13 protein-coding genes and 2 tRNA genes are annotated in these 14,244 nt (G+C 60.9%); 9 read left to right on the top strand and 6 right to left on the bottom strand.

From position 1 onward, the window contains the following. Positions 1-97 precede the first annotated feature (97 nt). The 3 genes from ACXAD2_RS20160 to ACXAD2_RS20150 form a co-directional block, all read right to left on the bottom strand. Positions 98-1,759, bottom strand: a complete 1,662-nt coding sequence (locus ACXAD2_RS20160) for a mechanosensitive ion channel family protein (protein ID WP_475173675.1) — start codon at positions 1,757-1,759, stop codon at positions 98-100. A gap of 131 nt (positions 1,760-1,890) precedes the next feature. Further along, positions 1,891-2,247 (bottom strand): SUF system Fe-S cluster assembly protein, encoded by a 357-nt coding sequence (locus tag ACXAD2_RS20155; protein WP_066100759.1) that lies wholly within the window; start codon positions 2,245-2,247, stop codon positions 1,891-1,893. Between the two features lie 81 nt (positions 2,248-2,328). Then, on the bottom strand, positions 2,329-3,273 hold the full coding sequence (locus ACXAD2_RS20150; RefSeq protein WP_475173671.1) for a LytTR family DNA-binding domain-containing protein: 945 nt from the start codon (positions 3,271-3,273) through the stop codon (positions 2,329-2,331). Positions 3,274-3,856: 583 nt separating this feature from the next. Between ACXAD2_RS20150 and ACXAD2_RS20145 the strand changes: the two genes are divergently transcribed. From ACXAD2_RS20145 to ACXAD2_RS20120, 6 genes are all read left to right on the top strand, one after another. Continuing rightward, positions 3,857-4,171: a hypothetical protein gene (locus ACXAD2_RS20145; protein WP_475173668.1), complete on the top strand. Its 315-nt coding sequence runs from the start codon at positions 3,857-3,859 to the stop codon at positions 4,169-4,171. A gap of 217 nt (positions 4,172-4,388) precedes the next feature. Continuing rightward, positions 4,389-4,465 (top strand) — tRNA-Asp (locus ACXAD2_RS20140). A 33-nt stretch (positions 4,466-4,498) separates the two neighbouring features. Further along, a tRNA-Asp gene (locus ACXAD2_RS20135) sits at positions 4,499-4,575 on the top strand. 256 nt (positions 4,576-4,831) lie between these two features. Next, positions 4,832-5,863 carry a GTPase ObgE gene (gene obgE, locus ACXAD2_RS20130; protein ID WP_066100749.1) on the top strand — a complete coding sequence of 344 codons (1,032 nt, stop codon included), beginning with the start codon at positions 4,832-4,834 and terminating at the stop codon, positions 5,861-5,863. Continuing rightward, complete coding sequence (gene proB, locus ACXAD2_RS20125) at positions 5,851-6,957, top strand: glutamate 5-kinase (RefSeq protein ID WP_475173662.1); 1,107 nt, start codon at positions 5,851-5,853, stop codon at positions 6,955-6,957. The genes obgE and proB overlap by 13 nt, the downstream gene beginning before the upstream one ends. Before the next feature lie 222 nt (positions 6,958-7,179). Next, complete coding sequence (locus tag ACXAD2_RS20120; protein ID WP_066100743.1) at positions 7,180-8,445, top strand: glutamate-5-semialdehyde dehydrogenase; 1,266 nt, start codon at positions 7,180-7,182, stop codon at positions 8,443-8,445. A gap of 26 nt (positions 8,446-8,471) precedes the next feature. On the opposite strand, the gene ACXAD2_RS20115 is transcribed toward ACXAD2_RS20120, so the two are convergent. Then, positions 8,472-9,077, bottom strand: a complete 606-nt coding sequence (locus ACXAD2_RS20115) for a histidine phosphotransferase family protein (protein ID WP_475173653.1) — start codon at positions 9,075-9,077, stop codon at positions 8,472-8,474. A gap of 26 nt (positions 9,078-9,103) precedes the next feature. Here ACXAD2_RS20115 and ACXAD2_RS20110 point away from each other — a divergent pair, with 26 nt between their 5' ends. Further along, positions 9,104-9,286, top strand: coding sequence for a DUF3553 domain-containing protein (locus tag ACXAD2_RS20110; RefSeq protein WP_066100736.1), 183 nt, complete (start codon positions 9,104-9,106; stop codon positions 9,284-9,286). Positions 9,287-9,839: 553 nt separating this feature from the next. Here ACXAD2_RS20110 and ACXAD2_RS20105 read toward each other — a convergent pair. Both ACXAD2_RS20105 and ACXAD2_RS20100 read right to left on the bottom strand, forming a co-directional pair. Further along, positions 9,840-10,427 carry a hypothetical protein gene (locus ACXAD2_RS20105; RefSeq protein WP_475173651.1) on the bottom strand — a complete coding sequence of 196 codons (588 nt, stop codon included), beginning with the start codon at positions 10,425-10,427 and terminating at the stop codon, positions 9,840-9,842. A 13-nt stretch (positions 10,428-10,440) separates the two neighbouring features. Then, positions 10,441-10,899, bottom strand: a complete 459-nt coding sequence (locus ACXAD2_RS20100; protein WP_475173648.1) for a hypothetical protein — start codon at positions 10,897-10,899, stop codon at positions 10,441-10,443. Positions 10,900-11,641: 742 nt separating this feature from the next. Between ACXAD2_RS20100 and ACXAD2_RS20095 the strand changes: the two genes are divergently transcribed. Continuing rightward, the gene (locus ACXAD2_RS20095) at positions 11,642-13,372 is read left to right on the top strand and encodes an AAA family ATPase (protein ID WP_475173646.1); all 1,731 of its coding nucleotides are present in this window, start codon (positions 11,642-11,644) and stop codon (positions 13,370-13,372) included. Between the two features lie 163 nt (positions 13,373-13,535). Further along, positions 13,536-14,195 carry a hypothetical protein gene (locus ACXAD2_RS20090; RefSeq protein ID WP_475173642.1) on the top strand — a complete coding sequence of 220 codons (660 nt, stop codon included), beginning with the start codon at positions 13,536-13,538 and terminating at the stop codon, positions 14,193-14,195. Positions 14,196-14,244 lie beyond the last annotated feature (49 nt).

The following is a 14,244-nucleotide window of genomic DNA, read 5'->3' as shown; positions in this document are numbered from 1 at the left end:
GGGGAAACAAGGGGAGGGCGCGCGCAGCGCCGCGCGCTTTCGTGCATCCATGCGCACCCGGGCCTGCGCATCTGCGGCCTGCGCAAGCGGGCGAGGCTCAGGCGGCCTGCGCCGCGGCGGCATCGGGGAAGATCGCCTCGGCCTCGGCGTCGAGATCCCGCGCGGCGGCGAGGAGTTTCTCGCGGACCTCGCATTCCAGCGACCAGGCGATATTGGGATCAGGGCAGGGCACGAGGAACAGCGCCTCCTGTCCGAAGACATCGTGTTTGGCCACATAGACCCCGCGCGATTCGGGGCGGTCGGCGATCATCTCCATACCATCGAGGATCTCTTCGTAGCGCTGGCGCAGCGCTTCGATATCGGCTTTGTGCGAGAGCCGCAGGGTCACTTCGCGGATCAGGAAATGCTCCTGCATGGTCCAGTTCTCGAAAGGCTCTGCGACGAAATCCACCACCGGCACCACCAGCCGCTGCCCGGTCCAGACGCGCAGCTGCACATAGGTGAAATGGATGCGCTCGACCGAGCAGAGATAGCCGCGGAACAGAACCTTGTCGCCGATCCGCGCCGATTGGTTCAGCGCGATCTGCAGCGAGGCCATGATATTGGTCAGCACGTTGCGCCCGGCGTAGGCGAGGATGATCGTCGCCGTCCCCGCCGAGGCCAGCAGCGAGATGCCCAGCGAGCGCATCACGCTGGCCTCGCTGATCACGATGCCCGCGCCAACCATGACGACAATGACGATGAGCGCGCGCCGCGCGGCAGAGATTCTTGTGGCGATGTTGCGGCGCTGCTCTTGCCCGTCGCCCATCTGCGACAGCTCGTCACCGTCGAATTTCACCAGCCGATTGAGCACCACGTCGGCGAAATTGATCACCAGCCAAAGCACCGCCACGACAAAGCCGAGGATGATCAGCGGCGACAGCACCGTGTCGATTTGCCCCGAGAAGACGACAACCTTGCTGGTCATCAGCGACAGGCAGAGCGTCATCAGGGCCAGCGTCAGCGGCCCGCGCAGCGCCACCAGCATCGAATAGGGCGCGTCGCGATGAGTGCGGTTCATCCCGCGCGACATCAGCTGATTGGCCACGACACCGATGGCGGTGGTCAGCAGCAGCACCAGCGGCAGGCCGATCACCTCCCACCAGCGCAAGCCCCAGACCGCGCGTTCGCGCAGCGGGGCGGGCAGGGATTTCTCAAGCTCGGTCGGGCCATAGGCCTCGGCCAGTGCGGGCAGCGCCTGCACAGTCTGCCGCGAGACGAGCCAGACCGGCTCACCCGTCGCGCCCTTCACCCGGTTGATGCGGATCGGCACCGGACGGTCGCCAAGCTTGACGTACCACAGCAGCAGCGAGCGGCGCGGCTCGCCCGCCATCGGCGCATCCTTGGTCCTTGCATCCACGCCGTCGGGCCGGTCGCGCAGATCGTACCAGTTGATCATGATCTTGCGATCCATGAGCGTCGAGAACTGCTCGGCGCGCTCGGGCCCCACTTCCGCCTGCTTGCCCGGCTCGATCGAGCCAAGGTCCAGCATATGGGCCGCGCCCTCCCAATCTTCGGCGTCGGCGCGGAAGAGGAAGCTTTCGAGGCTGGAGCGCGGGGTGCTGCGGTCGATGTTCTGCGGCGGGCTGCCGAGACCGGGATTGACCAGATCAACCTCGTACCAAGTGCCGGGATTGGATTCCTGCGCCCGACCCGATCCGGGCAGGGCGACAGACAGCGCGATCAGGGCGCAGGCGAAGAACTGGATCAATCGAAGCATCACCGCTTAACCGCCCAAATCGCGGGAGGTTCCGCCTCAACCTGTGTCAGCGGCGCGCGGGGCACGAAAAAGGGCGCCGCAGGGGCGCCCGGTCTCATCGTACATGGTGCAGGTCAGGCGGCAGGCTGCGCTTACATGAAGCCCAGTTCGAGCCGCGCTTCATCGGACATCATGTCCATGCCCCACGGCGGATCGAAGACCATGTCCACATCCACATCCTTGACGCCGGGCACCGAGGCCACGGCATCCTGAACCCAGCCCGGCATCTCGCCAGCCACCGGACAGCCCGGCGCGGTGAGCGTCATGGTGACCTTCACCTCGCCGCCCTCGGCGATGTCGATGGTGTAGATCAGGCCCAGATCGTAGATGTTCACCGGGATCTCGGGGTCGAACACCGTGCGACAGGCCTCGACAACCGAATCGTAAAGCGGATGGTCAGTGCTGGAGGGCGCGATCAGCGGGGCGCCTTCAAGCGGTGCGTCGGTCATGGCGGGTCCTTCCTCGGGGTTCCTGAGCGAAGATATAGGAAAAGCGGGCGCCGGGGTAAAGAGCGCCGCCGCGTTGCGGCCTCATGCCGCCCTGCGTGGCCGGGCCTCCAGCCAGCGCTCCACATTGCCCATGCGTCCGCGCGCCACCGGCACCAGCGTGCCATCCGTCAGCCGCAGGACAGGTTTTCCGTCCTGCCGCTCCAAATGGCATAGCGCATGCGCCGCCACCCACCAAGAGCGATGCGGCTGCAGCCCCTCCTCGGGGCGGGTTTGCGCCACGATGTCCGAAAGCCGTGCCCGCTGGCTAAGCGTTCCGCCGCTATGGCGTGCAAGCACATGGTGTTGCCGCGCTTCAAGGCAGATCAGATCGTCCATGGCCACGGGCTGCGATCCGATCAGCAGGATGCGGGTGGCGCTGGCCGCTTGGTTTGGGTCTGCGGCGGCGGGCTGGGTGGCCGTGGGCGGGGTCTGCGCGTCGGTCGGCGGCGCGCTTTCGGTGGCCTGCTCGGTCGCGGCGAGACCGTCGTGGCGGGCGTGCCATGTGGCGGCCGAGGCTTCGGGGCCCGCGTCCCAAGTGACGACGAACCTCAGAAAGATCGTCTCGAGCATCACCACAGTGACCCAAAGATACGCCAGACGGTCGGCAAGGAACGGCCTGATCGAGACCGCGGCGAAACTGTTCAGCCCGACGTCGAGCAGCGCCAGCGCCGGGACAAGCGCCAGCAGCGAGATCAGCGGCGCATAGACCGGCAGGCGGGGCAGGAGACGCCGCAGCGCCGCCGCCCCAAGCATCAGCGTGGTCTGCGCCGCAAGGTAGCAGCACATGCCGAGCACCCACGCCAGCAGATAGGCGGGAAAGGGCAATTCGCCGCCAAGCCCCAATGGATCGGACGCGACGAGGGCCACCAGAACAATCGACAGATATCGCCACGTCCGCCTCTGGCCGTAGTGCAGCAGATGCCCGGCGACCGTGTAGCTTTGCCGCTGCCACACGATATCGCGCAGGTCCAATTCCTCGAAAAGCACTACGCCGGCTCCGCGTGGACTATTGTAGATATCCGTAATCATTGCCTTTTCTTGCCCAATCTCCCGAGGGTGCACAAGAGGATCAGGCGATGTCTTCTGCGCCGGTGCCTCGATGTGCCTGCTGCTGTGGCAAATCCTGCGCAAGCGGCGCTTTCAGCGGTGCAATTTTGAAAAATGTCTTTTTGTGGGCAAAACTTGTGGTACAATTGGCGCTAGTTGGCGTCATCGCCACGCGGCCACGTCGGATGGACATTCGCCGAACGGCGCATGGGCGCGCAGCCAGAAGTCAGCACGAATACGGGGAATCTGGGGGAACTCAGCGCGTCGGCGCTATGGCTGCCGCGCTCGCATGGGGCAGTTGCCAAGACGGGGACATTTACCAAGACGAATACCAAGACGGAAAGATCGCGACGCCGCAGCAGGGGATCGCCAGCCTGATTTGGCGCGCGCCCGCCGTTTGGACTTGCCAGAGGCGTCGCCGTGCCAACGTGGGTGTGCCACGGGGGATTTGTGGGAAGGGCGCAGGCAACTCGCCGCTCGACGTGGCGATGTGCCGTCGCGGAGCATTTGGGGATGTATGGTTATGATTAACACGGTTGATAGAAAACTATTCGAAGACGCGCGTGATGAGCGCCGGGTCGATGGTCTCGGCGCGCAGCACGCGCCCCGCCATGATGCGGGCCTCAGCCCGGAGGCACAGTTGCGCGAGGCGGCGATTGCGCTGGTCGATCGGATCCAAGGGCGTGCCGAGGTCGCCGACCTGCTGCAACTCTCGGCCTCGCTGCTGGAGCATTGCGCCTATGAACTCGCGCGCAGCGAGCAGGGCGGGCAGGTGTCCCGGATCATCCTGATTTCAGCGGAAATTGAGCGCATGGCCCGCGACGCCAAGGTCCAGTGACCCGGCAGCGCGCTCGCATGATGCAGACGGGCGCAGGCGCAAAGCCTTTGATAACACGTTGAAATTGACGTTCCTCTAGGGAATCCGCGCCCTCCCGACAGAGAAATTTGGCCGCGCAAAGAAAAATCCGCATTTGCCCCTAGGAAAGCGCTTGACGGTATTCGCCACCCCGCCTAAAAGCCCCCTCACGTTCAGGACACAGTCCAGACGGTAGCGAGCGGTTGTAGCTCAGATGGTTAGAGTACCGGCCTGTCACGCCGGGGGTCGCGGGTTCGAGCCCCGTCAACCGCGCCACCGCTACCTTGGATTGATGACTGGCAGAAAAGCGCGGTTGTAGCTCAGATGGTTAGAGTACCGGCCTGTCACGCCGGGGGTCGCGGGTTCGAGCCCCGTCAACCGCGCCACTTTCTTCGGAACGCAGACGCCTCGCAGCCCTCGGGCCGCGCGGCGTTTCTGCTTTTCGGGGGTAGGTTTTCCGGAGGAAGGGCCTCGCGCCCTTCGTCTAGACAAAAATATCCCGGGGGAGCCGCGCAGCGCGCGGCGGGGGCAGCGCCCCCAATGGCGCCCGGCCCGCAACTTGAGCCGCGCGCCGAAGCGCGCTAAACCGCGCCGCAACCCTATGCGATGCGCCCTGACGTCACCCAGCCGGAAAGTCCGACCATGAAATTCCTCGATCTTTGCAAGGTCTACATCCGATCCGGTCAGGGCGGCAAAGGCTGCACCTCGTTCCGGCGCGAGAAATACATCGAATACGGCGGGCCCGACGGCGGCGATGGCGGTCGCGGCGGCGATGTCTGGGCTGAAGCGGTGGACGGGCTCAACACGCTCATCGACTTCCGCTACCAGCAGCATTTCTTCGCCGGCAACGGCGTGCCGGGCATGGGCCGCCAGCGCACCGGCGCCGATGGCGACGACATCGTGCTGCGTGTCCCCGTGGGGACAGAGATCCTCGACGAGGACGAAGAGACGGTGATCGCCGATCTCACCGAACTGGGTCAGCGCGTGCTGCTGGCAAAGGGCGGCAACGGCGGCTGGGGCAACCTGCACTTCAAGACCTCGACCAATCAGGCGCCGCGGCGCGCCAACCCCGGCCAGCCGGGGATCGAGCGCACCATCTGGCTGCGCCTGAAACTCATCGCCGACGTGGGCCTGCTGGGGCTGCCCAATGCGGGCAAATCGACCTTCCTCGCCGCCACCTCGAACGCGCGCCCGAAGATTGCCGACTATCCGTTCACCACGCTGCACCCGAACCTCGGGGTGGTGGGGGTCGACGGCAAGGAATTTGTCGTCGCCGACATTCCCGGCCTGATCGAAGGCGCACACGAAGGCCGCGGCCTTGGCGATCTCTTCCTCGGCCACGTCGAGCGCTGCGCCGTGCTGCTGCATCTGGTGGATGGCACCTCGGGCACGCTGCTTGAGGATTGGCAGACGATCATCAACGAGATCGAAGCCTATGGCGAAGGGCTTGCCGACAAGCCCCGCGTCACCGTGCTCAACAAGATCGACGCGCTGGACGACGAAGAACGCGTATTCCTGCGCGAAGAGCTCGAAGAGAAATGCGGCACCAAGGTGATGCTCATGTCGGGCGCCGCCGGTGAGGGCGTGACCGAAGTGCTGCGCGCCCTGCGTGCCCATATCGACGACAACCGCCTGCGCGAAGCGCCCGAGGAAGACACCCAATGGCAACCCTGAGCGAGGCGCGCCGCCTCGTTGTAAAGATCGGCTCGGCCCTTCTGGTCGACAAACATACCGGCGATCTGCGCCGCGACTGGCTCGCCTCCATGGCCGCCGATGTGGCGCGGGTGAAGGCGCGCGGCACCGATGTGGTGCTGGTCTCCTCAGGCTCGATCGCGCTGGGGCGCGGCATTCTGAAATTGCCGCCCGTGGCACTGCCGCTGGAGCAGAGTCAGGCCGCGGCGGCTGCGGGGCAGATCCGCCTTGCCCGGGCATGGGAAGAAGCGCTGGAGCCGCATGGGCTCATCACCGCACAAGTGCTTGTCACGCTTGAGGATTCTGCTTCGCGTCGGCGCTATCTCAACTCCCGCGCAACGATGGAAACGCTGCTTGGTTTCGGCACCGTGCCGATCGTCAATGAAAACGACACCGTCGCCACGGATGAGATTCGCTACGGCGACAACGACCGTCTGGCGGCGCAGGTGGCGGTCACCGTGGGCGCGGATCAGCTGATCCTTCTGTCGGATGTGGACGGCTTTTACACCGCCAACCCGGCGCAGGACCCCAAGGCGCGGCGCTACGAGGTGATCCACGACATCACCCCCGAGATCGAGGCGATGGCCGGCGACGCCGGTTCGGGCCTGTCGAAGGGCGGGATGAAGACCAAGCTCATGGCCGCCAAGACCGCCACCGCGGCGGGCTGCGCCATGGCGATCACCGAAGGCTCGGTGCTGCACCCGCTCAGCGCGCTGGAAGGCGGCGCCGATGCCACATGGTTCACGCCGCAGACCGACCCGCATGCGGCGCGCAAAGCGTGGATCCTGTCGATGAAGCCCTGCGGCGTGCTGACCCTCGACGAGGGCGCCGCCGAGGCGCTGGCGCATGGCAAATCGCTGCTGCCGGTCGGGGTCACCCGCGCCGAGGGCGCCTTTGGCCGCGGCGATCCGGTAATGATCCGCGATAGCGCGGGGCGCACGCTGGGGCAGGGACTGACGCGCTACACCGCCGATGAGGCGCAGGCGATCATCGGCCACCACAGCTCCGAGATCGAGCAGGTGCTGGGCTATCCCGGCCGCGCCGTGCTGATCCACCGCGACGATATGGCGCTCTGAGCGCCTCTGCCCGGCCGCGCGCGTGTGGCGCGCCTCGGAATGCGTATTTAGAAAGGAGAAGAAGGACGCGGAAACCTTCGGGCTTCTTCTCTTTGAAAATACGCACGGCCCGGCGCTGGCCACCCCCGCAATAGGCCGGAAGGGGGCGCAATCGGCACTGTATCCCCCAAGGTCACGGCGCTATAAGAGGGCTCCAAACCCCAACACCAAGGGTAAAGAGCGATGAAAGACCTCAGCGATATCCAAGCGATCATGACCGACCTCGGCAAACGTGCCAAGGCCGCCGCCGCGGAGCTCGCCTTTACCCCGCCAGAGCGCAAGACAGAGGCGCTCGAGGCCGCTGCGGATGCGGTCTGGGCGCGCCGCGCCGAGATTCTCGCCGCCAACGACAAGGACATGGCGTTCGGTCGTGAGAAGGGCCTGTCGGATGCGATGATGGACCGTCTGAAGTTGACCGAAGAGCGGCTGCAGGGCATCGTCACCGGTCTGCGCGCGATTGCGGCGCAGGAGGATCCTGTTGGCAAGGTGATCACCGAATGGGACCAGCCCAGCGGGCTGCACATCAAGCGCGTGCGCACGCCGCTCGGCGTCATTGGCGTGATCTACGAATCCCGCCCCAATGTGACCGCCGACGCCGGGGCGCTCTGCCTCAAGGCGGGCAATGCGGTGATCCTGCGCGGCGGCTCCGAAAGCTTCCACAGCTCCGGCGCGATTCATGAGTGCCTCGTGGACGGGCTGCGCAAGGCGGGCCTGCCCGAGGATGCCATCCAGCTGGTGCCGACGCGCGACCGCGCGGCGGTGCAGCAGCTGCTGACCATGACCGATTACGTCGATGTCATCGTGCCGCGCGGCGGCAAGGGGCTTGTCGGGCTGGTGCAGCGCGAGGCGCGGGTGCCGGTGTTTGCCCATCTCGAGGGCATCGTGCACATCTATATCGACAAATCCGCCGATCCGGTCACCGCGCTGAAGGTCGTGCTCAACGCCAAGACCCGGCGCACCGGCATCTGCGGTGCCGCCGAGTGCCTGCTGATCCACCGCGAGGCGATGGACACCGTCGGGCAGGGCGTCATTCGGGCACTGCTCGATGCGGGGGTCGAGGTGCGCGGCGACAGCGGTCTGCAGCAGATCGACGGCGTGGTCCCGGCCACCGAAGAGGACTGGGGGCGCGAGTATCTCGACAAGATCGTCGCCGCCAAGCTCGTGGCCGACGAGGAGGATGCCATCGCGCATATTCGCCGCTATGGCTCGCAGCACACCGATTGCATCCTGTCGCAGGACGAGGCGGCGATCGAGACGTTCATCCAGCGCGTCGACAGCGCCATCGTCATGGTCAACTCTTCGACCCAGTTCGCCGATGGCGGCGAGTTTGGCATGGGCGCCGAGATCGGCATCGCCACCGGCAAGATGCACGCGCGCGGCCCGGTGGGGGCCGAGCAGCTGACCAGCTTCAAATATGTGGTGCGCTCGGAGGGCGCGGTGCGCAGCTGATCCGGGCACGCCCGGGCGCTTTGCGCTCAGACAAGATCGAGCGTGACCGCGGCATCGCCCGCGGTCACCTCTATCCGGCGGTCGCTGCGGGCGGCGAGCGCCGCCAGCATCGGGAAATGCACCTGCGCGCCGGACACTCCGGGCAGCGCGCCAGGCGCCCCGAGCAGAGCCCAGAGCGCCGGATCATGGCCGATGCGCGGGCCGGTGCCGGTGATCCGCCAGCCCCCCTCATGTTCGGCGATCTCGATCTGACCGCCGAGCGGCAGCGCGCTTTCGCAGCACAGAAACGCCAGCATCGCCAGTTGCACCTCGGGGCGCGGCGCATCGCTGATCCGCCGCCAGTCGGGGGTGAGCCGCCCGCCCGCGCAATAGTCGCGCAGCAGCCGCGCCGCCTCGGAAGGGCCGATCATCTGCTCGCCCTCGGCATTGCCAAAGGCGAGGCGGAACAGGTTGATCCGCGCGCGGGCGGCGTTGCAACTGTCGTTGATCAGCGCAAGCTCGGGGCGGTCCATCATATCACCCGACAGCGCCAGAAGCTCGAGCCCATTGGCGATGGCGCCGACCGGGCTGACCAGATCATGGCAGAGGCGCGAGGCTACCAGCGTCGCGAGTTTGGCATTACGATCTTCCATTCAAGCCTCGACGAAAGGGGACATACATGAGTGACCTCAACGCGTTTCTCGAGCCGGGGATGCTGGTCCAGCATCCCGACCAACCGGATTGGGGAATAGGGCAGGTGCAATCCAATATCGGGGGCCGTATCACTGTCAATTTCAGGGAGCAGGGCAAGGTCGTGCTCGATGGTGAGCGGGTGACCCTCCTGCCGGTGTTCGACGCCTAGGCTTAGAGCGCAGTCGTTTACGAATGGTTAATGACTACGGCGTCGCTAACCGACTGTAATATCGTCTATATCCGGCTCCCGCCGGTTAACTGATAATGGAGTGAATATCACACATTATCATGGCTGATTTGCTCCTTTAGGTTTCACGTTTGATAATGAAGTTATACGCTGCGCGTCAGATTATGTAAAGCTCCCAGCACCTTGCGGGTGGCCATTAAGACTTTGTTAAGAATAGCTTTTTTGCTATACCTGCGTGTAAAGGGCGGGGTATAAAGGGGTATGTAAAGGGCCAAGCCAAAAGGAAATTAGTTGTGACCGAAACCTACAATAGTGGGCCAGAAGGGACATGGGTTTTCCCCTGTGCCGGGGAACTTACCGTTCGGAACTCCAGTCCTGCTACCCTACTATCACCTGTGCGGGAAGAGCCGTATCTTCCACCAGAACTTTTCGGGCTGCGGGCGGGTAGGGATCGCCTGATATGGGCCGTGGGGCGACTTACCGTTCCGCCCGAAGGTGGTGCGAACCTTCCCGATCTTGGCTACGCTCGTCCCGCTCATTCCATTTCCCTCCGCGCCTCATCCAGCGCCCAGCGAGCAGCGGCCTCAGGAACCCACTCCGTCAGGTAGGCCATCGTTTCCCTCTGGCTGGTCATTTCGAGCAGGGTCGCAGTCAGCGCCTTACGCCCGCCGGAGCCTAGCTCGTTGTACAGCTTTGCCGTGGCCATAATGACCCGCAGCTGGAGGTGATCCTTCCGGGGTTCCAATGCCGTCCAGTTCGCCGCTTCCTGTAGGTCCACATCCGATAGGTGAGCGGATGTGATAAGGGTGTTCATGGGTTCTGCGTCGCCCGTCCTCTGGTACTTCTGGAGCAGGGTGCTGGCGTTCTTGTTCACAACCGTTGGCCCGAGGGCAGTAAGCGCCCGCAGCCGGTCGTCGCCGTTGGGGTGTTCCGGCTCACCGTCATCCTTCAGGATGCCACACCCGACCTGACCTCCCTTGCTCGACGCCATGGAATGAACGCGGACGCGCGGGTAGCTCTTTGCCGGGTAATGGCCTAGCTCCTCCACCATCAGCGCGGCGGGGCCAGCGGCCAGAATATGGCCTAGCTCATGCAACGCGATCTGATCCACGGTCAGGTCCATCAAACCAACCCCTTCACAAGATCGAGGCGGGAACCCGCTCGGCGTCGCCCTGATCCAGCAGGGTGAGGAGCATCCGCTCGATAGCGCCTAGCTTGTGCCAGTGATTGGTATATCGGGCGACCGCCCGCCTAGCGCGGCCTAGGGCGCGGCGGGTATCGGCGGTCAGTGCCGGTTCGCCCCAACAATCGCGTTCTTCTTCCCGAAGGCGCTCCTGCCAGTAAGTTTCGTCCTCGCGGGCGCGATAGACCTCCAGGTCTACTGCCTTTCGCATCTTGCGGATCAGCCGCATGAATTCCTCGGCGCGCTCCACCGCCTCCCGCTGCGCCTGGATGGCCGTTGCTTCGGCCATAGGCGGTAGGCGAAGGGGCGAGGTAGGGCCGACGAGTTGCTTCATGATGTGGATGTTAGCCGCGCCGTTCGCTGCTTGACCGGGTGGCGGAGGCAGAAGGTCGATGCTCGACGGCTCCATCATTCGTGCCCCGGAGTACAGTTCGCCTTCACCCAATCCCTGATGATCATCCGTAAGAAGAGGCTTGGTTTGATGCCACGCTCTCGAGCGACGGCCTCGATGTGCTCGCGGTCTTCCCTCAGAAGTCGCAGCCCGATAGGCGGGCAAAGTTCCATCGAAATCTTATTCAAAATGGTGCCCTCGCGGTCAGCTTTCGACATACGCCTAGTATAGCGTACCTTCGCTCAATTTTAACCGTTAAAGTACGCTTAAGTATCTGACATATAATTATTTTATGTTGCCGCGCCTCCACCCGCGCCTATTCATTCTCTCAAGCCAAAAGCGGCACAACATGATCGAAAGTTTCCCTAGCGCTCTATACTTTCGCATCGCTGAACTCGTGCGGAGCACCGACACGCTATGGCTCGACATATTACCGGTTGGGCTGGAGCAGGCTGGAGAGTCGGAGTTGGCTGACATGATCGAGGCAGCAATCGCGGTCTCCCCGGACCTCAAGCTCCTAGCACACCTCTAGAAGAAGCGTTTTGCGGCAATATTGTACCGGCATGCCTGTCTTCTCAGGGAGGACAAGAAAAGATCATGGCCTTAGTGGCATCCTGTGCCGTACCAGGGAAGCTGGGACTGCATAGCTGGGGAACAATGGATCAATGTAGGGTGGATACTTTTCATCTCGATCCACATGCGGCTCGGCAGAAGATGTGGTCCATCACGGTCTCTGAGATCGCGCTAACAAAGGATGCCCGATTTGATCCCCCAGACTGCAGTTGGCGGGGCGAGGGCAGAAAGAAGAAAAATGCTAACTCCATCAGCTTATATCACTACGAGTGACGAGCCTGAGATTCTTGCCGAACATTCGATAAGAGACCCTGGTGCGAACGGCATTCTGGTTATCCGAATAAAGTCAAAATCTATATGTTCAGTTCATATGTATCTCCCTGTGAGTGAGGCGAGGGGAGGTTGGTACAGGCGTGATGGTATCCACATGTATGTCCTCGGAAGAGGTCGTAAAACTAAGTCCATAAGTGACGAAGATTTTTTTAACGTTCTGGAGCTAATGAATGCAAAGGAGGAGTTGATAGAGCTACAAAAATTCGAAGCTCGGTTCCTATTTTTTACGTTGGGTCACGATGCTATGTACTACAGGACAATGGTCGATCACTTGGGTCCCTCTAGCTGCATTGCCGCCCTAGTATCTATGAATGATCTGATGTCTGTTCGTGAGTACACTCCGGCAAAGTTTGAAACTCTTTCAGGCTCCGTTACGGAGAGGGTAATGCGGAATTTGATACAAACTCGGGAGCAGAGATTTGTTTTAGAAGCAGGCTCCTCATATTTGCGAGATCAGGAGAGGGACTTTATTGATTCGGTGCGACCCAATTTTTCGATCAGATTTGAATTGAGGGGTGGCGCGTGGTATGAGTATGAGTTTGACTTCGGAAAGACGACAGATTTAGGTCGTAGAATTTCTGTTCTTATTGGGAAGAATGGTTCAGGAAAGACGCAAACTCTTCGATATGTGGCCAAGGCTGCATTGGGGGTTGATGACGGATATTGGGGTGGGGACTTCATGCCCAGTAGGGTCATAGGGTTCTACTCGGGTGCGAAAGTCTCCAAGATTTTTCCGGCGCAGACCACTAAGAGAGCGGCTTCAGGGTATCGAGTTTACAACATATCATATGATGGGGGTGTTTCATCATCGACGTTGTGGAACGCGCTTATCTCCCTGATAGGCTCTGGGCAACGGATCGCCAAAGCTACCAGATTCGAAATCTTCCTTCAGAGCCTCAGGCAGGCGCGAGGAAATAGTCCGATATGCGTACTTCATGCTGAATATGGGCCTGTAGATCTAAATTACTTGAATGTAATCGATGATCGTTTCGAGTACATATCCTTCCGAACACGCGAGCAGGGAACAATTGAAGAAAGTTTCTCGCAATTTCAGCGTTCACTGATGGCGTCGCATGGCGTGTTTAGTGCAGAGCCTGATGATCTCAGCTCAGGGGAGGAGGCATACGTTAGATTTTGCGCGTTCTCTGCTCTAAGCGCAGAAAATGGTTCGCTGCTCCTTCTCGACGAACCTGAAGTATTTTTGCACCCTCAATATATCGATGCGTTAATGGGGGCGTTGCAAAAGATACTTGAGCTTACCGGCTCAGTTGCGATAGTCGCCACACATTCGGCCTATGTGGTGAGGTGCGTCCAGGAGGAAATGGTTCAAATCATAAAAAGAGATGATCAATTATATCCTTATGGGCGGGTAGAGATACAGAAGCCCAGGATGAGAACGTTTGGTGCCGATGTGGGGTTATTGTCTCTCTTTATCTTTGGGGAAGATGAGATGGAGACCACGCAAAGTAGGGCCGAGAAATACCTGGAAAGGATGGGGCACGCTAAAAGTGCAGCGCCCGAAGTGCTGTCCCCTATTGTGTCGGAAGATCTGATATCTCGAATAGTTAATCGAAATGAAGAAGATTGAGAAGCCTACCGAAACTCGCGTGAAAGAAGTAGTTAACGCATGCGGAAACAAGAAGCTTCGCGCAACATATCCGAAACTTCTTAAGTTCTCTCTAAGATATGAGAGGCTGACTTGTCATTATGATCGATATGGAGGGGACCCCAACAAAGTTCTAGATGCTCGCATGTCGGATGACGAGGTTGATGCGGTTCTATATCTGTATGACAAGCCACCTAAAGGTATGCCATATCTTAAGGAGAGACGCAACTCTTTGGCTGGTGAAACGTGCCCGATGTGTGGTGGATTTAATCCTACGACGCTTGATCACTATCTGACCAAGAAAAAATATCCAGAATACGCTTTGATGCCCTTCAACTTGATTCCTGCTTGTTCCTGCAACTCGGATCGACAGGAAAGGCTATATGATAAAGCGACAGGACAAAGGATACTTCATCCGTATTATGATACTTGCCTCGATCTCGAACTAATCAAAATAAACATAAATCCTGCGGACGAAGTCCCAAAATTCACGGTTGACTACATGCTTCCGGCTGGAGATGTGAGCTACGAAAATTTGAAGTTTCATGTTCAGAATGTGGTGCTGAGAACAAATTTCCTAACTTACATAAGTAAGCGCTGGAGTAAGATAAAGCTGCTGCCGAAGCTTGTGGTGCCTTCATGGGCGAAAAATATATCATCCAAAGCTGCCCTTCGTGCACATTTATCTGATGAGGCTGCTCGCCTCTCTGCTGATAGAGGTCCCAACTCTTGGGAGGCGGTGTTTTTCCGATCTATATCTGAAAAACACATATCAGATTGGTTGTTCGATAATGCGGGGAAATAAATGTGCGTGAGGGTGCCGGGGGGGGATTTCCATTGTTCATCTTCAAAAT

The organism is Salipiger sp. ABN3_019 (assembly GCF_056158605.1).
Note: the sequence above shows the minus strand (reverse complement) of the source record. Positions and strands in the feature narration are given on the sequence as shown.

Coding starts and splice junctions, on each gene's coding strand:
- ACXAD2_RS20110 (WP_066100736.1), top strand. CDS start 9,104: ATGAGTGACCTCAACGCGTTTCTCGAGCCGGGGATGCTGGTCCAGCAT.
- ACXAD2_RS20115 (WP_475173653.1), bottom strand. CDS start 9,077: ATGGAAGATCGTAATGCCAAACTCGCGACGCTGGTAGCCTCGCGCCTC.
- ACXAD2_RS20120 (WP_066100743.1), top strand. CDS start 7,180: ATGAAAGACCTCAGCGATATCCAAGCGATCATGACCGACCTCGGCAAA.
- proB (WP_475173662.1), top strand. CDS start 5,851: ATGGCAACCCTGAGCGAGGCGCGCCGCCTCGTTGTAAAGATCGGCTCG.
- ACXAD2_RS20145 (WP_475173668.1), top strand. CDS start 3,857: ATGATTAACACGGTTGATAGAAAACTATTCGAAGACGCGCGTGATGAG.
- obgE (WP_066100749.1), top strand. CDS start 4,832: ATGAAATTCCTCGATCTTTGCAAGGTCTACATCCGATCCGGTCAGGGC.
- ACXAD2_RS20105 (WP_475173651.1), bottom strand. CDS start 10,427: ATGGACCTGACCGTGGATCAGATCGCGTTGCATGAGCTAGGCCATATT.
- ACXAD2_RS20100 (WP_475173648.1), bottom strand. CDS start 10,899: ATGATGGAGCCGTCGAGCATCGACCTTCTGCCTCCGCCACCCGGTCAA.
- ACXAD2_RS20155 (WP_066100759.1), bottom strand. CDS start 2,247: ATGACCGACGCACCGCTTGAAGGCGCCCCGCTGATCGCGCCCTCCAGC.
- ACXAD2_RS20160 (WP_475173675.1), bottom strand. CDS start 1,759: ATGCTTCGATTGATCCAGTTCTTCGCCTGCGCCCTGATCGCGCTGTCT.
- ACXAD2_RS20090 (WP_475173642.1), top strand. CDS start 13,536: ATGTCGGATGACGAGGTTGATGCGGTTCTATATCTGTATGACAAGCCA.